Source organism: Rhodococcus sp. 114MFTsu3.1, from assembly GCF_000383555.1.
In the GTDB taxonomy this organism is placed as follows: Bacteria; Actinomycetota; Actinomycetes; order Mycobacteriales; family Mycobacteriaceae; genus Rhodococcoides; species Rhodococcoides fascians_E.
Window position 1 is genome coordinate 79,133 of record NZ_KB911554.1, and the last position, 21,671, is coordinate 100,803.

A 21,671-nucleotide genomic window follows, 5' to 3' on the forward strand; every position below is an offset into this window, starting at 1 on the left:
CCCTCCCCGGCCCGACGCCGGCCGATGAACACTGCCATGCGGACACTCCGCTGCGCCCGAAAAATACGGAAGGACTTCTCGTGGACGACTGGGTCCAAACCCTTTCCACAACGGCACTGCTGTCCATAGCCGTCGTCGCCATCGTGGTTCTGCTGCTGTTGATCATCAAGGTCAAGCTGCATCCTCTTCTTGCTCTCGTGATCGTTTCCATCGCAACAGCTTTCGCGGCTCGGATTCCGATCTCGGAGATACAGGACGTGCTGATCGACGGGTTCGGCACGACGCTCGGCGAAGTCGCACTGCTCGTCGGACTCGGCGCGATGTTCGGTCGTCTCGCGGAGATCAGCGGCGGCGCACAATCATTGTCCGACGCCTTGATTCGACGATTCGGCGACAAACGTGCACCGCTCGCGCTCGGCGTCGCATCACTGTTGTTCGGCTTTCCGATCTTTTTCGACGCAGCGTTCATGGTAATGCTGCCCATCATCTTCAGCGTCTCCCGCAAGCTCGGCGGTAGCGTGCTGCTCTATGCACTGCCCGCCGCGGCAGCACTCTCGACCATGCATGTCTTCCTCCCGCCGCACCCGGGCGCGGTGGCGTCGACCATTCTTCTCGGCGGCGACGTCGGCCTGACCATTCTCATCGGCATAGTCGTCGCGGTCCCCACCTGGTTCATTGCAGGGCACCTGTACGGAACGTTCATCGGCAAGCGAATCAACCTGCCGGTCCCCGATCTACTGAGCGGCGGACCACAGGTGGAGACCGTGGAGAATCCGCCGAAGCCGAGCACCATCGTCGCCCTCCTGATGCTCCCGCTGCTGCTGATCTTCGCCAACACCGCCGTCACCACCGCCGCGCGGACGGGCAGTCTGGACGAGAACTCGCCGTGGGTCACCATCCCTCAGGTCATCGGATCGACGCCGGTCGCACTACTCATCACCGTTCTCGTGTCCATCTACGTGCTCGCGCTACGACGCGGACGCACCGCGACATTCGTCGAAGATCTGCTCGACAACGCCCTCAAACCGATCGCACCCGTCGTCCTCATCACCGGTGCAGGCGGCATGTTCGGCGCAGTGCTATTGGCAAGCGGCATCGGCGACGCCCTGGCCGAGACCCTGCGCGACCTGGGTCTCCCGTTGATTCTTTCCACGTTCATCGTCGCCGCGATTCTGCGGATCGCACTCGGAACCGCAACGGTTGCGATCACCACGTCCGCAGGACTGCTCGGCGCATCGATCATGGCCGCAGGATTGAACCCGGTCCAGACCGTCGCGATGATCCTGGCCCTGGCTGCAGGTTCGTCGATCTTCCCGCACGTGAACGATGCGAGCTTCTGGCTCATCGGCAAGTTGCTCGGAATGGACGTTCCGACGACCTTCAAGACGTGGAGTGTCATCAAGACGCTCATCTCACTGGTCGGATTCGCGCTGTCCTGCGTCGTGTTCGTACTCGCATCCGTCTGAGCCGACCGCCATCATGAAGAGCATGACTCGACGACGACCCGGTGCCAGGAGCCTGGCGCAGCAGGTCCTGCTGTTGCAGTTGGTCGTCGTCGCGGTCGTGCTCGTCGCCGTCGCCGGGGTCTCGGTCCACCAATCGGGAACGGAGTTCCGCGACAGCCAGGGCGGACGCATGGTTGCGGTAGCAGAAAATCTCGCCTCCACACCCGTCGTGCGTGAGCAGCTGGACTCACTCGAGGCCGACCGCGTGCTGGCCCCGGAAGTCGACAGGGCCGTGGATCTCTCGGGTGCCACTCTGGCGGACATCGTCCTACCCAGTGGCCGAATCATTGCGTCGTCGACGCCGGATCGCGTCGGGCAGCGCGACGAACTGGACGGCGACGCCGCCAGCGGTCGGGCGTGGAGTGGTGACGTCGACATCGACGGCCGACGCGCGATCGCAGGCCACGTACCCGTTCTTTCTCCGAACGGTGACGTCCGTGCCGTTGTGGCGGTCAGCTCGTCGTACCCGTCGACGTGGCATCTCATCGGCGAGGCCGGGGCGCCGCTGCTCCTGTATCTCGGAATCGGTGCCGGCCTCGGCCTGGCCGGCTCGTTGCTGTTGGCGAGGCGGATCAAGATGCACACACGAGGACTGGAGATCGCCGAGATCGCAAGCCTGGCCGATCACCGAGAAGCGCTGCTGCACAACATTCGCGAAGGTGTGGTCGCGGTGAACCCGGACGGGGTCATCACGGTCTTCAACGACAGTGCAGCCGAACTCCTCGGCTCGAGCGGAACCGCCGCAGTGGGGCGCACCGTCGACGACGTGATAATCGAACCGGCGGTGCGTGAATACCTCATGGACGAACAGGACAGCGGCGACGTCGTACTCGCCACTGCGTCGAAGGTTCTGGTTCTGAGTCGCCGTAAAGCATCGAGCCGGGGACACCGCATCGGGACGGTCACCACGATGCGCGACAGTACCGAGTTGGCCAGGTTGCAGAGCCAACTCTCCTCGCACAAATCCGTCACCGACACGCTGCGCGCGCAGACCCACGAGTTCGCCAACCAGCTGCACACCATTTCCGGACTCAATCAACTGGGTGACCATTCCGCGGTAACGGATTTCGTCGGCGCCCTCACTCGCCGGCGCGCCGAGATCAGCGACGCCGTCACGCACGCCGTGTCCGACCCCGCGGTCGCAGCGCTTCTCATTGCCAAGACTTCCCTCGCCGCCGAGACGGGGATCGTTCTCGAACTAGAACCCGATTCTCACCTTTCGGCTCTGGACCCGATGCTCGCGACCGACATCATCACCGTCCTGGGCAACCTCGTCGACAACGCCGTCGAAGCGTCGACCTCGGTCCACGGCGCCAGGGTCACGGTACTCATCGACGATTCCGACGGCATCGAAATCGAGGTGTCCGATTCCGGCCCAGGCGTTCCCGTGAGCATGCACGACGAGATCTTTGCACGCGGCGTGACATCCAAACCCGACACTCCTGGCGGTCGCGGTATCGGCCTCGCGCTGGTACGAATCGTCAGTACCCAACACGGAGGCACGGCGGTGGTCGACGACTCACCGACCACCGGCGGGGCGCGGTTCACGGTGTTCATTCCAACCGAAGTCGATAGGATCGACACCGATGGTTGACCAGTCCCCGCCGCGCAAGGTGCTCGTCGTCGACGACGACTTCATGGTCGCCGAAATACACCGTCGCTTCGTCGACGCCACTCCTGGCTTCAGGACCGTTCGAATCGTCCATACCGCCGCCGATGCCGTGGCAGCAGTTCGCGAGCTCGAACCAGATCTCGTACTGCTCGACGTCTACCTCCCGGACACGTCGGGACTCACTGCGCTGCAGCAGCTTCGGGGTGAAGGCTACGACGTCGCCGTCATAGTCGTCACAGCGGCGCTGGAACTCGATGCCGTCGGCAAAGCTTTGCACGGCGGTGCGTCCGACTACCTCGTCAAACCGTTCGAGTATCCGCAGCTCGTGGAGAAACTGGACAACTATCTGCGCAGGGCTCGCGCGCTGGCAGATCCGACCACGATGGACCAGTCGACCATCGACTCCTTGTTCGGCGTAGCACGACCGGCCGAGCCCGTCGTACTACCGAAGGGTCTGAGTCAGGAAACTGGACAGCTCGTGCTCGAGGCCGTTCGAAACGGCCGTGAAGTATCGGCGACCGAGTGCGCCGAGCTCGCGGGTCTGTCGAGGGTCAGTGCTCGGCGCTACCTCGAACACTATTCGTCCGTTGGTGTCCTGACCGTTCGCCTGGAGTACGGGCGCGCAGGCCGCCCAGTGCATCGGTATCGCACGACGACTCAGCCCTGAAGCGCATCCGAGACGATCTCCAGCACCTCCGGTGCGTACGGCACGGAAGAGTGGCCCACGGGCTGAGGCAACGTGATGTTCCGAACACTCGCCCCTGGTCCTGCAGTGAGAAACGTCGACTCCCACGGGGTGACGGTTGTGTCGCCGGTAGAGGCGACGACCGTGTAGTCGACGCCCGGTTCGGTGTCACCACCTGCGTCGAGCGCCTCGAGGAACGGTGATCCTCGCGTCTGATCCACTGCAGCCTGGCCGAGGACGGAGCCGAGGTTCGGGTCGGGCGCCAGGTCCGTTCGGCTACCGAGGGTGGTTCCGTGATTGGAACCCGAAAGACTCACCACCGAACCTACTTTCGGCGCTCCGTCGCCGAACCGGAGATACTGTCGAGCCACCAGTGCACCCTGCGAATGACCGACGATGTCGACTTTCTCTGCCCCGGTCCGTTCCAGGACACCGTCGACGAAGACGCTCAGCTCGTGTGCGGACCGGGCCACAGAAGCGACTCCACGTCGCTGCAGAAGTCCGGCCGCGCTCGTCGCCTCCTCCCCGTAGTTCAGAGCGAACACGCAGTAGCCCTGCGCCTTCAGTGCCGGTGACAACGACGCGAAGGTTCCGTACGCAGTGCTGTACGTGCCGTGCACCAGCACAACGGGTTCCGGATGTTCCTCGGACGGAACGCAGCCGAAGTCGTTGGACCCCGCCGGTGCGGCGTCGGGATGCAGCTGGGCGTACAGCAACGCTTCGTTCCGCGTCGACGCCTCGGGTCCGACACCGACGGTCTCCGTCGTGACGTCCGGAGAAGGGGCCGCTCCCGCGATCCCGGCAGTGCCCGCGCCGAACACGAACGCCAGAACGACGATCGCCGACGCTCCGATGCGGGTCCCTCCACTCATGTTCGTGCTCACACCGGCCGCAGCAGCGATCGACGCCGAGGTGGGAGAGGCTCGGGAGTCTTGTCCGCGAGCAGTTTCAGCGCGCGCCTGATGTCGAGCCGGGTCTGCGACGGTTCGATGACGGCATCGATGTACCCACGCTCGGCAGCGGTGTACGGCGTCGCGACGTACTCGTTGTAGAAATCGATGAAGTCCTGACGCACCCGCGGGCCGTCCTCGCCCGCTGCCTCGATCTCCCGGCGCTTCAGCAACCCGACGGCACCCTCGGCACCCATGACCGCGATCCGTGCCGTCGGCCAGGCGAAGTTCAGATCGGCACCGAGGTTCTTCGAACCCATGACTGCGTACCCGCCTCCGTAGGCTTTTCGGATGACGACGGTCACTTTCGGTACGGTCGATTCGATCACTGCGGCAAGCAGTTTGGCGCCCCGATAGATGACGCCGGCTCGCTCCTGTTCCAAGCCGGGCAGATAGCCGGGGATGTCGACGAGGAACACGATCGGGATGGCGTAGGCGTCGCAGATGTAGATGAAGCGCGCTGCCTTCTCCGAACTGGCGATGTCCAGTGCTCCACTGAGATACGTCGGTTGGTTCGCGACGACGCCGACGGTTCTGCCGTCCACTCGGGTGAACGCAGTGATGACGTTGGGTGCGTACAGCGCACCGACCTCGAGAAACTCGCCGTCGTCGAAGACCTTCATCATGACGTCGTGCATGTCGTAAGCGGTGTTGTCCGAGTCCGGCAGAAAGGAATCGAGGCTCAGATCCGATTCCGTCACAGTCGGTTCCAGACCGGGGTTCACGACGGGTGCGCCCTCGTGGCAGTTGCTCGGCAGGTAGCCCAGGAGCGTCTTCACCCACACGAACGCGTCGGCCTCGGAATCGGCGACGTGATGCACCGTGCCGTAGCTGGCCTGCTTCCTCGCGCCACCGAGGTCTTCCGCCGAGATATCCTCCCCGGTGACCGCTTTCAGAACGTCCGGTCCGGTGACGAACATGTACGACTGGTCCTGGACTGCGACGACGAAGTCGGTGCACGCCGGCGAATACGCGGCACCACCAGCACACTTGCCGAGCATGATGGAGATCTGCGGAGCCAATCCGGACAGCAACCGCTGGCGGCGCCCGATCTCGGAGTAGAAAGCCAACGACGTGACGGCGTCCTGCACCCGGGCGCCACCGGAATCGTTGATACCGATGATCGGACACGCCGTCTTCGCGGCCAACTCCATCATCGCAACGACCTTGCGGCCGAACATCTCTCCGAGCGAGCCACCGAACACGGTGTTGTCGTGCGAATACACGACAACCGGCCTGCCCCCGACAGTTCCGCGGCCGGTGACGACGCCGTCGCCGTACGGATTCTTCGGGCTGCCCGGAGCCCGCATCAATGCGCCGTACTCGATGAAACTCCCCGGGTCGAGGAGCGCGTCGATGCGATCTCGCGGACCGGGTAAACCGGCAGCGGCTCTCTTGGCGATCGCCCTCTCGCTACCTGGACTGTGCGCCCGGTCGAGTTTCTCGGCGAGGCTGGACAGTTTCTCGGCTGTCGTGTTCAGTGCGAACTCCCGTGTTCGGTACGGCCCCAGGGTGCAAGCGAGCGGGGATCAGGACGCCTTCTGTGCCTTCTCCGCCTTGGCCGCATCACGAGCCAGCGAACGGTCGCGCATCTCCTCGAACTTCGTCGCCTGCTTCTCGAGGTCGTCGAGGAACACAGCGAGTTCCTCACGCTTGTTCTCGCCTTCGCCGGTGAAGTCCTCGCGCTCGAACACTCGCCACTTGCGCAGTACCGGCCACACGACCTCTTCGAGGTGCTGGCGCAGGTCGTAGATGCCGTGCTTGGCCATCAACACACCGTTGCGGCGGAAGTTCGGCATCCCAGCGCCGGGCATCTGGAAGTTCGTCACGATGTCCGACACCGCGTTCAACGTCTGATCCGGCGCGATGTCCATCGCGGCGCCGCAGATGTTCCGGTAGAAGATCATGTGCAGGTTCTCGTCCGCCGCGATGCGCTGCAGCATGCGGTCGGCAATGGGGTCCTCGCAGACCTTACCGGTGTTGCGATGCGACACGCGCGTCGCCAGCTCCTGGAACGTCACGTAGGACACCGAATGCAGCAGCCCCGTGTGCGAACCGGCGGGAGAGGCGAACCCGTTGGTCATGTGGATCATGCGAGCCTCTTCGAGCGCGACGGGATCCACGCCTCGGCTGACGACCAGGTAATCACGCATGACGATGCCGTGACGGTTCTCCTCGGCGGTCCACCGGCCGACCCAGGTACCCCAGGCGCCGTCCTGCGAAAAGTTCTCGGCGATCTCGCGGTGATACGACGGCAGATTGTCCTCGGTGAGCAAGTTGGTGACCATCGCGGCCTGGGCCACGTCCGACAGCCTGCTTTGCTCCGGGTCGTAGTCGACGCCGCCCAACTCCGCGAAATTGCGGCCCTCGTCCCACGGCACGTAATCGTGGGGATGCCACTCCTTCGCCATCGACAGATGCCGGTTCACGTTGTCTTCCGCAACCGGAACCAGCTCCTGCAGCAGCTCCAGCTGTGTCAGTTCCCTGACCATGGACATGCCTCCTCGAATCGAATACCTACGAGAGCGTAGGTGTGCTCGACCGGTCGAAACGTCAGCTGCCGGAAATTCTGTTAGATGTAGCAAGCCTGCCCGTGGGGACTTTGGGCAGGCTCACACCGTCGTGCCGGCGCCACCCGACACCGCCACCCCGTCTGCGCGACTTGGCACCCTTTTTATCGACCTGCCACGCCTGTTCAGCTTTGAACGAGCATGCGGACTTCGCAAAAAGGGTGGCAGGTGCCCCCGGGTCATTCCGCAGGCTCCACTCCCAGCCAACCCCGGGTCATTCCGCAGGCTCCACTCCCAGCCAACCCCGGGTCATTCCGCAGGCTCCACTCCCAGCCTCAGCGGGAGGATTCGGCCCATCGCCCCCATCTCCGAACCCAAGCCCTGGGGATCGGCCACGCTGGCGAGGCCGACGTCGAGACTGCCCGACCACTCGCGCGCCACCTGAGCGTCGAGCGCGCTCAGCCGCGCGAGCAGCGGTGGGTGTTGATCCGGCGGGCATGCGGCCCTCAGGGTTTCGAACAACGACCGGAGTCGACGCTGCACCTGGGTCGAACCGCGGCTGAAGTGTCGGATCTCGTCGGTAGCGACTGCGACGTAATCACCCCATGTCCGACGCGTTCCTCGGACGCGGGTGAGCGCAGAGTCCTCGGCTTCTGCGTGCACTCGCGGTGCGAGTGTCATCAGCAGGTCCTCCAGGTGATCCATTGCCTGTACCGCACGTCCTGGGTCGTTGATGGCCGGGGACAAGGCTTTCAACGCGATGTCGACGATGGCCTGCAGGGCGGCAGCAGGGCTGACCGTCGGGCTGTGCGTGTCTCCGAAGACGAGGGCCGCCATGAGCTTGTGCGGCCGAACCCGCAGTTGCGGTCCTTCGACGCGGAACAGGACGGCGTCCTGGGCGACGAATTCGCCGATGGTCGGCATCAGCTGCACGGTCACTCCCCAGGACGATGCCATGCGTTGGATGCCGGCCAGGTTCACCGCCAGCAGCACTCGTCCGTCCGGTGAGAGTTGCGTCAACCTCACCGTCGACGTCTCCTCGGGCGAGGACGCTCCATCGTCCGGCTCCGGCACCACTGCACTGTTTGCCGATGTCGTCGGGGCTGATTCCCTGACTGCCGGATACATTCGAACGATCGAGGTTCTGCCCTGGGCAGCGAGCCAGCGCAGTAACCGGGACGAGTTCAGGATCATCCCGACCCGGGCCACCAGCCCGATGAACAGGAACGCACTGACGAACGACAGCAGAATCGCGATCGACGTCGACAGTACCGGCGACGACGACTGACCGGACAGCGCGATGTCCGAGGCGATGACGATGGCGAACACGAAGGTGGACAGGAACATTCCGATGGACCATCGCATGATGGCTTCCTGTTGAAGCATCGGAACCACACGCACCGAGATCTGTGACGCGCCGAACTGCATGGCCAGGGTTATGGCCGTGAACACCAGACCGGTGAGGGTGATCATTCCTCCCGCGATGACGGCCAGAAGTGTTGCCGTCGCACCGATGTCGAGACTCGAATCGACCGTGACGTTTCCGTCGCTGCCCGCGAGTTCGGCGTCGACGACGACGAGAACGAGTGCGAGGATCAGAAAGAACAGCACCAGCAGGGTCGGAAGGCGCCACACCGGAGGCCTGCGCAGACGTCGGCGCGTGCTGCGCCACCGGATCGTCGCCAACACTCGGTTCGGCAACGGAGGTTTCGGCGCCTGGGGCGTCGCCGCGACAGGCAGTTCCTGCACCGGGGCGATGTCCACCGGGGCGATGTTCACCGGGACTCCGAAGCGGCCGGACAGTGCCTCCTGCACAACGATCTTCGCGTGGATCATCGGCTCACGGAATCGCTTCTCACGCGACCACGCTTTGGCTTGTTTGCTCGGCTTGTCCGCGTACCTCCACCGCGCCCAGGGAGAACCCGGCCGCCCGAGCCTCGACGCGCCGACGATCAACAACGGCACGAAGAACAACCCGACGAGTCCCGTCCACAGTTTGCCCTTGAGCAACGTGACCGCGGCGAGCGCCAACTGGAACGCGAGCCCGCCGAGCACGAGAGCGAGCGTGACCAACGAACGATCCTGCTGATAGGCGTCGAAGTCGCCGGCGAAACCGATCGGATGCACCCCCAGCAGGTACAGCCCGGTGATGGCGACCGCAACGAAGACCGCGTCGATCGACGCTCGACCTTCCTCCGCCCAGTACACGTCACGCAGATGCAGGATCAGTGCGAACTCGTCGAGCATCAATGCGCTACCGACGCCGAAGACGCTCGCGAGGATGCAGTTGGCGACCGGGGTGTGGTAGTTCGCGATCGCGACCAGCGAGAAACCCGAGATCAGCACCATGATCAGCCCGAACATCACGTGGTGGATGTGCATCCCACCGGGGGTGACGTTGCCCGGCCACCAGGAGACCTCGGCCCGAATCATGCGAACGCTGAAGCGGATGAACAGGAAGGCCAGCAGAAACGACACGAGCAGGAAGAACAGCGGTAATCGACCGTTGTCGACGATCGTCTCGGTGAACCACCTGCTCATGGCCAGCCAGCCTATAGCCGGGCAGGTGAACTACGTGGTGAGAGCTAGAAAACCCACCCGCGGAGGGCGAGAAAGCGGAGAGCGCCGGTGGCTGCGCTCACGGCGATGACCGCGACTATCTGGACCAGAGCGGACGAGCCGGGGAACAGCACGTGCACCGCGGCGAGTGCGGCAGTACCGAGTGCCAACCCAACGAGCGCGAGGCCGCCTGCTTCCCACTGAGTCTGGAACCAGCCGACACGCTCCGCGGCGTGGAAGGTGTGGCGACGATGCAGTTCGTTGGCCAACACGGTGCTGGCGGCGATACCGACGATGTTGGCGACGAACGACCCGAACGTCGCGAGAGCCACGAACAGCGCGGCGTACAGGGCATTGCTGGACGCGCCGACGACAACGAATCTGACGAATTGCGCGGTGGCCGATTCACCGAGAAACCTGGCCTTGAGCCGCGGCCCGCAGGTATCGACTCCGGTATGCGTGTCGACCCTGCTGCTCATGAATCCATACAACCGCAGACCTACGACATTCGGTCCCGCACTATGGCCTATGTCACCGTAGAAGGGCCCGAATTACTTGGAACGGTTGTTCTTCTCCGCCTTGGCGCGCTTGCCACGCGTGAGATCGAAGTTGAACAGATCAGGCTTCACGGACGCCAGGAACAGCATCGCGCACCCGAAAACAACCAAGACGATCGTCAGAACGACCACGACGATTCCGATGAACGCGCCGATACTTTCCATAACTGCCTACCTCCCGTGTCGCCCCTTACCGTACTGGGCAGCCGAAGTGCGGGTCGAATCCACCCCGAATCGGACATCCGTGGCCGACGCCCTGCCGCCCTCTCACCCTTCTCCACCCAGTTCGGCGGCTCGCGCGATGGCGCGTCGAATCCGGAAGTACGTGCCGCAGCGGCACACGTTCTCGATGCGGTCGATGTCCTCGTCGGTCGGCTCGGGAGTACGACGAAGCAAAGCGACCGCGGCCATGATCTGCCCCGGCTGGCAGTAACCGCACTGGGCTACGTCCTCGTCCAGCCAGGCCTGCTGAACCGGATGCAGGCGGTCGCCGTCGGCCAGACCTTCGATGGTGGTGACCTCGCGGCCCTCGGCCTCGGCCAGCGGCGTGACACACGGCAGGATCTCCTCGCCGTCGAGGTGGCTCGTGCACGCGTGGCACACCCCGATACCGCACCCGTACTTCGGTCCCCTGATGCCCAGCTTGTCCCGCAGCGCCCACAGCAACGCAAGATCGCCCGGGGCATCGACGGACACCGGTCGACCGTTCACCACGAAGTCGGTCATGAGCGAGAGTCCGTCATACAGGTGCACCTTCCGTGGCAGCGGTAGTCATCGGGGGAACGGTTCGAAGTCGACGGCGAACCGCAGGGGAAACGACGTGATGTCACGTCCGGTGGCCTTCTCGTAGGCGTTCGCGACGGCCCCGACGGCGGGAGGCACCCCCAGCTCGCCTGCACCTCCAGGCTCGCCGCCACCGTCGACGACGACCACCTGAACGTCCAGCGGCGAATCCCGCTGCCTGGCGTAGTGGAACTGCGAGAAGCTGCCCTCCAACGGAAGCCCGGCCTCGATGTGCAGGCCCGCGGACAGTGTCGTCGAGATGGCGTCGGTGAGGCCACCGAGCATCTGCGCCTCCAATCCGAGCGGATTGATCACCGTACCCACGTCCACAGCGATCACCGCACGCCGGACGCGTGGCCGCTCCGGATCCACCGCATCGATCTCCACCACGACCGCCGCGCACGACCGGTACTCGGCATGGAACCCGATTCCCCGAGCCACTCCTGCGGGTAGTGGGTCACCCCACCCGCTGGAGGACGCGGCGGCGTCGAGCACCGCTCTGTGGCGTGGATCCTCGAGGTGTGCGCGACGGAACTCGACCGGGTCGATGCCCAGTCGCGCCGCGACCCGGTCGACGACGATTTCCGCGGCGCCTCGACTGGTGGCGGAGAACACCGATCGCCAACTGCCGGTGTTCATCGGCAGGTCCACTTCACGCAGTGACTCCTGCACCCCGCCGAATCGGTAGGGGGTGACCACGGTCCGCGCGTACACCGACCGTCCCGATCCACCGCTTCCGGCGGTCAACGCCTCACCGAACCCGTGCGAGAAGTCCGTTGCAACAGAAGCGGTTCGATGATCGAACGACGATACCGTCCGACCGTCGGTGCGGACGGCGAACCTGTGGTGGGACGCGGCACGGGCCCTGCCGTGACGCATGTCGTCGACCCTCGTCCACATCAACCGAACCGGCCTGCCCATGGCCTTCGAGATTCGAGCGGCCTCCAACGGCGCGTCGAAGAACAGTCTGCGACCGAACGATCCACCCCCGGAAACCACGTGCACGGTCACACTCGGCACGGGCAGGCCGAGCGCGCGGGCGATGGTCTGCTTCGCGATGATCGGCGTCTGCATCGAGGCCCAGACCTCGGCCGAATCCGAACGCACATCTGCTACAGCAGAATTGGTTTCCATCGGTGCATGGGACACGAACGCGAAATCGAAACGGGCCTCGAGATCACCTGCCGTGTCGAACGGTTCGACGGCGCCGTGCAGCCGAGCTCGGATGGACTCGTCGTTCTCGTCGTCGACGGTGCCTGCCGTCCACGTGACCTGCGCCGCCGCGGCGGCGTCGATGGCCTGGCCGAAGGTCTCGGCCATGATCGCGACACCCGTCGGGATCACGGCGACGTCGACCACACCGGGAAGGCCTCGCAGGCTCGCTTCGTCGACGCCGTCCACGCGGGCGCCGATCGTCGGGGGACGCTTGACGACAACGGGAAGTGCGCCCGGCACGTCGAGATCGAGAGCGTACTCGTGCGCCCCCGTCACCATGGCGCGTGCGTCGAGCCTGCCTGTGCCGGCGAGACTCTTCTGCGGCTTGGGCGGACCGGAGACGACACGCAGCAACGGGTCGGCGGCGGCCACGGCAACGGATCCGATCCCCATCGACCGACCGTCCCGAGCGGTGAGAACACCCTCGCGTAGCGAAATCGCGTCGGGAAGCACCGTCCACGCCGCCGCGGCCGCCGCGATCAGACGTGCTCGCACACCCGCTGCCGCGTGACGCACCGGCCAGTACATCGATCGGATCGAGTTGGAACTGCCGGTCATCTGGCCGAACAGCAGTTCGGGCCGGGCATCGGCAAGGGACGCGCGCACGGCCGAAACGGGTACGTCGAGCTCGTCGGCGACGAGCATCGCCAGCGACGTCGTCAGACCCTGCCCCACCTCGGCGCGAGGAAGGACAAGACCGACGGTGCCGTCGGCGCGTACGTCCAGAACGATCAGCAGATGCTCCGTCGGCTTGCCCGCCGCGATGAAGACGTCACCCAGATCCATGCTGTCACCGAGACCCGTCGCATCCTGGGCCGAGGCGGACGGTGACACCGCAACGGTGAGCGTCGGAGCGATGAGCAGAGTCGTCAGAAACGCTCGCCTACTCCACACCGACTCCCCCTTCTCGTCACGCATGCCTGAGCGGTCACACCGAAACGCGTGTTGCCGCTTTGAGTTCCGCAGTAATGTCGCGGGAGCTGGGAAGGGACGACGGGTCGACCCACTGCGCGCTATCCCACAGCCCTGAACGCTGGAAAGCCTTGGGGCAGTGCGCGAATATCTCTTCTACCTCGACGACCACACCGAGCTTGGGCCGTGCCTCCTCGCCCTCGAGCAGGTCGAGGATCTCGGGCGCCACCGTCAGCGTGGCGCGGCCGTTGACCCGGAGTGTGTGCGATGCACCAGGCACCACGAACAGCATTCCGACGTGCGGGTTGGCGAGGACGTTGCGGAAGTTGTCCACTCGCCGGTTGCCCGGACGATCTCCGATCACGAACGTCCGGTCGTCGAGATGCAGCAGAGCGCCGCGCGCATCTCCCCGCGGACTGACGTCGCAGTTGCCGTCGGCATCCGACGTCGCGAAGAGCAGGAAGCGGGCGTCGTCCAGGAACGCCCGGACCCCGGGGGTGACCACGTGCCCGACCTTGGTTCGTACGAGTTCCGACGGCTCGCCGACGAGGTCTTCGAGATCCGGAACCGAGGCGATGGTGGCTGCGAACGCAGCGTCTCGAAGTGCCGACATGCAGTACAGGGTAGCGGGGGAATAGATCGTCTTCGTGGCCGTTACACTCGGCAGCAGTAGTTGACTAAGCAACTAAATTCAGCCGGCGGAAAACCAGCCGACTGCATCGTCGAGGAGCCCACCATGCCCGCTGTCACGGTCGACAACATCCTTGCCCTCCCCCGCATCCCCCTTCCCGACGCCACGGCGGTGGCCCGGCCGGTCAAGACCGTCACCACGGCGCCCACAGGGTTCGAGGGTGAAGGGTTCCCGGTTCGTCGGGCGTTCGCGGGTATCGACCTTTCTTCGCTCGATCCGTTCATTCACATGGACCAGATGGGCGAGGTGAATTACGCGCCCGGTGAGCCGAAGGGAACTCCGTGGCACCCGCACCGTGGTTTCGAGACGGTGACGTACATGATCGACGGGATCATGGAACACAAGGATTCCCACGGCGGTGGCGGAACCATCGGCGGCGGCGACACCCAGTGGATGACGGCCGGTGCGGGCATCCTGCACATCGAAGCGCCGCCGGAGCACCTGGTGATGTCCGGTGGACTGTTCCACGGGGTGCAGTTGTGGGTGAACCTTCCGCGAGCGAACAAACTGGCGACTCCGCGGTACCAGGACATCACGGGCAACAAGGTCGCACTGTTGTCCAGCAGTGACGGCGGAGCGCTGATCCGCGTGATCGCCGGTGACGTGGCAGGACACCCGGGTCCGGGATCGACGTACACCCCGATCGCGCTCACGCACATCACGGTCGCACCGGGCGCAGCACTGTCCCTCCCGTGGAACCCGGAGTTCAACGCACTGGCTTACGTGCTGGCCGGTTCGGGCACCGTCGGCGGGGACGGATCCGTCGGGAGTGCATCGGCAGGCAGGCCGATCCGCATGGGCCAGACCGCGCTGTTCGGCAGGGGCGACGTCATCGACCTCGCCGCCGATCCGCGTGGAGAGTCGATGGAGATCTTCGTGCTCGGCGGCAAGCCGATCCGTGAGCCCGTCGCGATGGCCGGACCGTTCGTCATGAACACCAAGTCCGAGGTCGTGCAGGCGTTCGAGGACTACCAGGCCGGGCGACTGGGCGCACCGACCGAGTAAAGGATCGTCAATTGCGGGCGGGCGGCGCCAGTCGTCGTACCGCCCGCATCGGGATCTCCAGCCAGGTAGGCCGGTTACGCGCTTCGTACACCGCTTCGTAGGCGGCTTTGTCCAACTCGTACGCACCCAGCAGTGCCTCGGTGGCGCGCGGATCCTCCCCGGTCACCGAGGCATACCCCTCGCAGAACGCAGCGGAGTTCTGCTCCACCCACCTCGACGCAACTGCCTCGTCCAGCCCGGCTCCGTCCGGCCCGGCACCATCCACGAGCAGATGGTGTGCGGCGTAGTCGAAGGACCGCAGCATGCCCGCGACGTCCCGCAACGGACTGTCCGGCCGTCGACGTTCCTCCAGCGACTTGGACGGTTCCCCCTCGAAATCGATCAGCAGCCACGTCAGCGGTGTCCGCAGTACCTGACCGAGATGAAGGTCGCCGTGGATGCGTTGCACCGTCGTCTCACCCGAGCGAGCGCGAGCGATCAGTTCACGGGCTGCAGGCAGGCACTCGGCCAACTCCGGCACCACCAGCGCCGCCGCCTCGACCCGCTCGGTGATCTCCTGTACCACCTCGGCTGCCGGACGCCTCGACGTTCCCAACTCCGTCGCCAGATCCGCGTGGACGTGCGCAACGGCCTTGCCCAGTTCGAACGACTCCACCGCGAATCCGTCGGACTCGCCCCCGGCGATCAGATCCGCGACGGACGCAAGGGCAGTCGTCCACCCCTCGGCCGAGTCGACGACGAAATCCTGCGCCATCCCCAGCATCGACAGATCGCCGAACTCTTCCGTCTGAATCCACCCACGCAGCGGCGCGACGTTGCCGCAGCCGGCTTCCGCCAGCGCTCGATGCAGCTCGATATCGGGGTTCACACCCGGTGAAATACGACGAAAAAGCTTGAGCAGCAGCACTTCGCCGAGCACAACCGACGTATTGGACTGTTCTGCACCCAGTACTCGACCGGCCAACCCGGAATCCACCGAATCGTCGGCGAGCGTCTCGAATTCGATGCGCCCGATCGACGCCGAGTCCGCAAGCGCGTCACCGTACAGCGGGATGATCGCCGGATCCCGCAAACCGTCGTACACGACGACGTCGTAATCCGGAAGCGGAAGTTGCCAGGCAGCCACCTCGTCGGGGGCGCTGCTGCGAAACCCCAACGGAACCTGATACCGCTGCACCTGTGGACTCTGCGCGAGCGGAGCGTCGAGCCCGATGTCCACCAGCAGATGCTCGGCCGTCACGTCGGAACGGGCGCCGATGCGCACGCGTTCGACGATGTCGAGGGAAACGACCGGTGTGCCCTTCGCGGCGAACCAACGCTGCTGCGGAATCCAGGTGAGCAGTGCCGTCTCGAGATCCACCGTGGTCACGCCCGTCGACTCGATCATGAAAAGTGTGCCGCCTTCGCTCGGTATGCCCGAAGTTCGATGTGCCCCGCAGTCCGATGTGCACCGCAGTTCGATGTGCACCGCAGTTCGATGCACCCGAACCCTATCGACCCTTACCCAGCGTCGCATTCGCTCACACATGGCCCCTTTCGTCGCGCGAAAGTTATGCGAGGACAGTTCCGAGGTTCGAGCGCGCTCCGTAGAGTGGTCTCATGTCCGCTCCACGACGTAGTCCGCACCAACCCTCGATCCCGCACATCGACATCCATCGCGCCGGTGATCGCCTGAAAACCCGTGTGGCATGGCTGGACTCGAAACATTCCTTCTCCTTCGGCCAGCACTACGACCCGGACAACACCCACCACGGCCTGCTGCTCGTCAACAACGACGACATCGTCTCTCCCGGGCAAGGATTCGACAGCCACCCACACAAGGACATGGAGATCGTGACCTGGGTGACAAAAGGGTCACTGGTTCACCAGGATTCGATCGGACACTCCGGCGTCATCTATCCCGGTCTGGCGCAACGGATGAGCGCAGGCCGCGGCATAATGCATTCCGAGAAGAACGATTCCTGGCGCATCAGCGGTGACACCCACCAGGAGCCGGTCAGATTCGTCCAGATGTGGGTTGTTCCGGACACGCCCGGTCTCGATCCCGGTTACGAGCAACTCGAGGTGCACGACGAATTGTTACGCGGCGGATTGGTACCCGTCGCATCCGGAATGAAGAAGCACGACGGCCACGCCGCGATCAGAATCAATCAGAAGGCGGCAGCACTGCACGTCGCTCGCCTACAACCCGAACGGCCCATCACACTCCCCGAAGCCCCGTTCCTCCACGTCTTCGTCGCACAGGGCACCGTGCAGGTCGAGGGAGTCGGGGAACTGTACGAAGGGGACGCCATACGGATGAGCGATTCCGGTGGGCAGCGCATCCAGTCGTACGAACACGCGGAAATCCTGGTCTGGGAAATGCACTCCCGCCTCGGCTTCTGACACGCTGCCTTCGACACCATTCACGCAACCACAACGGGGGGACACCACATGACCTATCCGCCACCTGGAGACCAGCAACCCGGCAATCAGCCATCGGGTGACTACCCGCGACCGCCCGGTGACTACCCGCCACCGCCCGGCAACTACCCACCACCGGCGAGCGGATATCCCCCGCCACCCGGCAACTACCCGACGGGTGAGTATCAGCCCGGGGGCTACCAGTCGGGTGGCTACCAGCAGCCCGGGCAGTACCCGCCGTCGACGCCGAAGAACACTCTGGGCACGATGGCGCTCGTCGCGGCGATCATCGGCGTACTGACGTTCTGGTCGGTCGTCGGCGGGATCATTCTCGGCCTGCTTGCGGTGGCGTTGGGGTTCGTGGCGAGATCGCGAGTGAAGAAGGGCGCCGCGACCAACGGAACCGTGTCGTTGGTCGCGATCATTCTGGGTTTCGTCGCCGCAGCGCTGTCCGTTGCGCTGATCGCCTTCGGTGTCAGCTGGTTCAGCAACGTCGGCGGGCAGGAGTTCGTCGACTGCATGAACGACGCAGGCAGCAGCCAGTCCGCCAAGGACCAGTGCAGCGACAGATTCCAGCAGAACATCGAGGACCGATACCGCTAGCGAGTCCCTCCGCACGTCGGTTCCCCTGCCGGGTGCTCACGTGCGGAGGGAACCGATGTCCACGACCTGATTGCCGCCCCGATGCTTCGCCTCGTACATCGCGACGTCGGCCCGACGCATCAACCCGGTGACGGTCCGAACCGGGTCGGATTCGGTGGGCCTGACATGTGCGAGCCCGACACTGACCGTCAGAGGGCATGCGTCCTGCGGTGAGTGCAGTCGACTGCGCAACCACTCGGCGATCGATCTGGCCTGTTCCAGACCCACCTTGGCGACCACGGCGAACTCCTCACCGCCGGTACGCGCAACGAGCAGATCGTCGACGCGGAGCCGCCGGGCGATGAGCTGCAACGCCACGTCGCCCGCCTGGTGGCCGAACCGGTCGTTGATCGACTTGAACCGGTCGACGTCGATGACCATCACGGACACGTCGGGTGCAGCACCGAGGAACTGAGCGACCTTCTCGTCGAGCCCGCGCCGGTTCTGCAGCCCGGTCAACGGGTCGGTTCTGGCGCCGTCGGCGTCGATCCGAAGACTGAGCAACACCGATTGCAGAAACACCGGCGCCGCGAACATCACCGGCAGCAACACCACCAGCTGCGATACCGCCAGACCGTGGTCCAAGTGCGGGGTCGTCATGATCAGCACGAACATCAGCGCGACGGTGCACGCCGACCATCCGAGATGCATCAACAGCACCCGCGGACTGTGAAAGATCTGCACGTAGACACCGGTGGCGGCCAACAGCGCGCATCCGGGAAACGACATCTGGATCGAGCCGTAGGACAGCAACGCGAGAGTGGTCCCGACGTCGGCGTAGATCACGAACATCAGCGAGCGGTGCTCGTGCGGCCACGGCCCGCGAATCCAGAGCAGCCCCAAGGCGAACGACGAGACGGTTCCACCGATGATCACGGCATCGGCCACCGTCGAGGTGGGAGGAACCGCAGTGAGGTACGTCGTGATGGCGGCGAGGCCGAAACACAAACAGCTCAAACCGACGCCCACCCGGTACGCAGTGAGTGCACCGTGCCCGTCGAAGTAATGGACCATCCAGTCGTAGCTGTAGGACTGACGCCACCATCTGCGCAGAAACGTCACCAGCACGTCTCCTTTGCGCCCGAATATGGAACCAACTCCGCGGTCCGGTTGCGAGAGATGGTAACCGCTCGGGCTCAACCACGAAGATCGCGGTGCTCGAAGGCGACGACCCCGGCCACGAGGCCGACTGCCGACACGGCAACGAGCCACATTAGTGGCACCACCTCGACGGCACCGCCGGGAAGATGCGGCAGGTGCGTGAACGGAGACAGATCGAGCACCAGCTGGGGAAGACCGACCACCGTTCCCACCTGCCCCAGCATCACGAACACAGCCAACAGACCCCAGACGGCCGCCGAGAACCGAGGGACGAACCCGAACAGAACGATGCCCGACGCCGTCAGGACCCACACTGCGGGCAGTTGGCTCACCGCCCCGGCGAGCACTCCCGGCAGCACTGACCGGACGTCGACCACCGACATCCCGTACGGAACCCCTGCCGCGAAGCCGACGACCGTCATCGCGACGGCCGGGCCACCGAGCGCGAACACGAGTGTGCTCACCAGCCACCGAGTGCGCCCGACACTCCCGGCCAGTACCACCTCCGTGATCGACGACTCCTCGTCGGCGTGCACGCGCAACACCGACGAGATGGACATGGCCGCCGCACCGATTCCGAGGATGCTCAGGGCCGTCGCCAGGAACGAGTCGACCAGAGAGGACCCACCGAACTTGCTCAGCGCGTCGCCGATTGCCGCGCTTTCACCCAGCTGGCCCTGCACGCTGTCCGCGGCACTGCCCAGCACGGCCGCGATCACCGCGAGTCCGACGGTCCACGCCAGCAGGGTGCCGCGTTGCGCGCGCCACGCCAAGCCGAACACACCCTGCATCGACGTTGACGGCTTGCCGTCGCGCACCGCCACCAGACCGGCGCCCAGGTCACGCCGAAGTGCCAGCGCGAACGCGAGCCCGGCTGCGACCGTCGCCGCTGCAGCTGGAAGCACCAGTACCCACCACCGTTCGTCGGCGAACGGTCGTAGCTGTGACGACCACCCGATCGGCGACAGCCACGACAGCGTCCCGGAAGACCCTGAAGTTCCTGATGTTCCCGCATCACCGACGGCCCGCAGCACGAACGCCGCCGCCAGCACCGAGATCGCATAACCGCGCGCCGCACGCGCGTTGGACCCGACCTGCGCGGCAACGGCAGCGACCCCGACGAACACGACGCCCACCGCGGCGATCGACAGCCCGAACGCGACGCTGCCGCCCACCGGGAATCCCGAGGCCGCGAGCGCTGTCGCGGCGATCGCCGCCGTCAGCACCACACCCGTCGTCGCCAAGGCCATCGCCGCGCACAGCCCGGCGCGTCGGCCGATCGCCGTCGAACCCACCAGCTCGGTGCGGCCTGTGTCTTCTTCCGCCCGGGTGTGCCGGACGACCGTCAGCAGCGCTGCGAGAGGGACGAGCGTCAACAGAATTCCGGAGCGCCAGGTCACCAGCGCGCCCAGATCGTCGCCGAAGATCGGTCCGACCAACGCCAGCTCGGCGGGTGTGTGTGCGGTTGCCTCGTAGAACGCCTGCCGATCTGCCGCCGTCGGGTAGAGGCCTTCGAAACTGACGGCGTAGAGCAACGGCACCAAGCCGATGGCCAGCACCCACAGCGGCAGGATCACCCGGTCGCGTCGGGCGAACAACCGGAGCAGCGCCGCCGTCCCGTTCACGACTGCGCCGCGTAGTACTTCAGGAACAGGTCCTCCAGCGTGGGCGGCGAGCTGACGATGCTGGTGATCCCCAGCGCAGCCAGCCTCGTCATCAACTCCGGCAGTTCAGCGGACGTCACCCGGCAGGTCAGGCGGTGCCTGTCGACCTCGATCACCCCGGGCACACCGGCATTGGGCAGACCAGCATCGGGCAGGGTCTCGACGACGACGGTGACCGTCGTGTGCGTCAGATGCCTCATGTCCTTCAGCGATCCCGTGTCGACCGTTCTGCCCTCACGGATGATCGTCACTCGCTCGCACAGCTTCTCGACCTCCGACAGGATGTGCGAGGACAGCAGCACCGTCGCGCCGCGGGCCGACGCGTCGGCGACGCATTCGGCGAAGACCTGCTCCATGAGCGGGTCCAGACCGGATGTGGGCTCGTCGAGCAGAAGCAGTTCTGCGTTCGACGAGAACGCCGAGACGAGCGCGACCTTCTGGCGGTTTCCCTTGGAGTACGTGCGGGTCTTCTTCGTCGGATCGAGCGAGAACCGCTCCAGCAGGTCCGCACGTCGCCGTGGATCGAGGCCACCGCGCATCCGCGCGAGGACGTCGATCACCTCACCACCGGTCAACGACGGCCACAGCGTGACGTCCCCCGGAACGTACGCCAGGCGGCGATGCAACTCCACCGAGTCGGCCCAGGGGTCCTTCCCGAACACCGACACCTCCCCGGAGGTGGCACGAACGAGCCCCAGCAACACGCGGATGGTGGTCGATTTTCCCGCACCGTTCGGTCCGAGAAAGCCGTGCACTTCGCCCTGCTCGACACTCAGATCCAGGCCCGCCAGGGCGAGCGACGCGCCGAAGGTCTTCCGCAGTTCCCTGACGTGCACCACCATGGACGAGCTCCTGCCTCTGCAGTCACGACTCGAAG

General features: G+C 65.2%; 19 protein-coding genes. 6 read left to right on the forward strand and 13 right to left on the reverse strand.

The features are described 5' to 3' along the window. The first annotated feature begins 80 nt into the window (after positions 1-80). Genes H292_RS0118720 through H292_RS0118730 form a run of 3 tightly spaced genes read left to right on the forward strand, consistent with a single transcriptional unit; the run spans position 81 to position 3,784 of the window. Positions 81-1,466: a GntP family permease gene (locus tag H292_RS0118720; RefSeq protein ID WP_020112388.1), complete on the forward strand. Its 1,386-nt coding sequence runs from the start codon at positions 81-83 to the stop codon at positions 1,464-1,466. Between the two features lie 13 nt (positions 1,467-1,479). Continuing rightward, positions 1,480-3,099 carry a sensor histidine kinase gene (locus H292_RS0118725; RefSeq protein ID WP_020112389.1) on the forward strand — a complete coding sequence of 540 codons (1,620 nt, stop codon included), beginning with the start codon at positions 1,480-1,482 and terminating at the stop codon, positions 3,097-3,099. Further along, positions 3,092-3,784: a response regulator gene (locus H292_RS0118730; RefSeq protein ID WP_020112390.1), complete on the forward strand. Its 693-nt coding sequence runs from the start codon at positions 3,092-3,094 to the stop codon at positions 3,782-3,784. The genes H292_RS0118725 and H292_RS0118730 overlap by 8 nt, the downstream gene beginning before the upstream one ends. On the opposite strand, the gene H292_RS0118735 is transcribed toward H292_RS0118730, so the two are convergent. The 9 genes from H292_RS0118735 to H292_RS0118775 form a co-directional block, all read right to left on the reverse strand. Further along, entirely contained in the window at positions 3,775-4,674 is a 900-nt protein-coding gene (locus H292_RS0118735; RefSeq protein ID WP_231383873.1) for an esterase/lipase family protein, read from the reverse strand. The genes H292_RS0118730 and H292_RS0118735 overlap by 10 nt on opposite strands. Before the next feature lie 8 nt (positions 4,675-4,682). Continuing rightward, positions 4,683-6,233 (reverse strand): acyl-CoA carboxylase subunit beta, encoded by a 1,551-nt coding sequence (locus H292_RS0118740; RefSeq protein ID WP_179282745.1) that lies wholly within the window; start codon positions 6,231-6,233, stop codon positions 4,683-4,685. A 48-nt stretch (positions 6,234-6,281) separates the two neighbouring features. After that, on the reverse strand, positions 6,282-7,244 hold the full coding sequence (locus H292_RS0118745; RefSeq protein WP_026348097.1) for an acyl-ACP desaturase: 963 nt from the start codon (positions 7,242-7,244) through the stop codon (positions 6,282-6,284). Between the two features lie 327 nt (positions 7,245-7,571). Further along, complete coding sequence (locus H292_RS0118750; protein ID WP_020112393.1) at positions 7,572-9,803, reverse strand: DUF2254 family protein; 2,232 nt, start codon at positions 9,801-9,803, stop codon at positions 7,572-7,574. A gap of 44 nt (positions 9,804-9,847) precedes the next feature. Beyond that, positions 9,848-10,300, reverse strand: coding sequence for a GtrA family protein (locus H292_RS0118755; RefSeq protein WP_020112394.1), 453 nt, complete (start codon positions 10,298-10,300; stop codon positions 9,848-9,850). A gap of 72 nt (positions 10,301-10,372) precedes the next feature. Further along, positions 10,373-10,543 carry a hypothetical protein gene (locus H292_RS28460; RefSeq protein WP_020112395.1) on the reverse strand — a complete coding sequence of 57 codons (171 nt, stop codon included), beginning with the start codon at positions 10,541-10,543 and terminating at the stop codon, positions 10,373-10,375. A gap of 102 nt (positions 10,544-10,645) precedes the next feature. Next, positions 10,646-11,104, reverse strand: coding sequence for a (2Fe-2S)-binding protein (locus H292_RS0118765; RefSeq protein ID WP_026348098.1), 459 nt, complete (start codon positions 11,102-11,104; stop codon positions 10,646-10,648). Between the two features lie 45 nt (positions 11,105-11,149). Further along, entirely contained in the window at positions 11,150-13,294 is a 2,145-nt protein-coding gene (locus H292_RS0118770) for a xanthine dehydrogenase family protein molybdopterin-binding subunit (protein ID WP_020112396.1), read from the reverse strand. Between the two features lie 10 nt (positions 13,295-13,304). After that, a complete protein-coding gene (locus H292_RS0118775) occupies positions 13,305-13,901 on the reverse strand; it encodes an MSMEG_1061 family FMN-dependent PPOX-type flavoprotein (protein ID WP_020112397.1) in 597 nt (198 codons plus the stop codon). A gap of 123 nt (positions 13,902-14,024) precedes the next feature. Between H292_RS0118775 and H292_RS0118780 the strand changes: the two genes are divergently transcribed. Beyond that, entirely contained in the window at positions 14,025-14,984 is a 960-nt protein-coding gene (locus H292_RS0118780; RefSeq protein WP_020112398.1) for a pirin family protein, read from the forward strand. A 7-nt stretch (positions 14,985-14,991) separates the two neighbouring features. On the opposite strand, the gene H292_RS0118785 is transcribed toward H292_RS0118780, so the two are convergent. Continuing rightward, positions 14,992-16,371 carry a maltokinase N-terminal cap-like domain-containing protein gene (locus tag H292_RS0118785; protein WP_027498922.1) on the reverse strand — a complete coding sequence of 460 codons (1,380 nt, stop codon included), beginning with the start codon at positions 16,369-16,371 and terminating at the stop codon, positions 14,992-14,994. Between the two features lie 212 nt (positions 16,372-16,583). On the opposite strand from H292_RS0118785, the gene H292_RS0118790 reads away from it, so the two are divergent. Then, on the forward strand, positions 16,584-17,369 hold the full coding sequence (locus H292_RS0118790; RefSeq protein ID WP_020112400.1) for a pirin family protein: 786 nt from the start codon (positions 16,584-16,586) through the stop codon (positions 17,367-17,369). Between the two features lie 48 nt (positions 17,370-17,417). Next, a complete protein-coding gene (locus tag H292_RS28625; protein WP_231383874.1) occupies positions 17,418-17,990 on the forward strand; it encodes a DUF4190 domain-containing protein in 573 nt (190 codons plus the stop codon). A gap of 36 nt (positions 17,991-18,026) precedes the next feature. Here the strand turns inward: H292_RS28625 and H292_RS0118800 are convergent, their stop codons facing one another. From H292_RS0118800 to H292_RS0118810, 3 genes are all read right to left on the reverse strand, one after another. Continuing rightward, complete coding sequence (locus H292_RS0118800; RefSeq protein ID WP_231383875.1) at positions 18,027-19,091, reverse strand: GGDEF domain-containing protein; 1,065 nt, start codon at positions 19,089-19,091, stop codon at positions 18,027-18,029. 74 nt (positions 19,092-19,165) lie between these two features. Continuing rightward, positions 19,166-20,755 carry an ABC transporter permease gene (locus tag H292_RS0118805; RefSeq protein ID WP_020112403.1) on the reverse strand — a complete coding sequence of 530 codons (1,590 nt, stop codon included), beginning with the start codon at positions 20,753-20,755 and terminating at the stop codon, positions 19,166-19,168. After that, positions 20,752-21,636 carry an ABC transporter ATP-binding protein gene (locus H292_RS0118810; protein WP_020112404.1) on the reverse strand — a complete coding sequence of 295 codons (885 nt, stop codon included), beginning with the start codon at positions 21,634-21,636 and terminating at the stop codon, positions 20,752-20,754. Before H292_RS0118810 ends, H292_RS0118805 begins: the two co-directional genes overlap by 4 nt. Positions 21,637-21,671 lie beyond the last annotated feature (35 nt).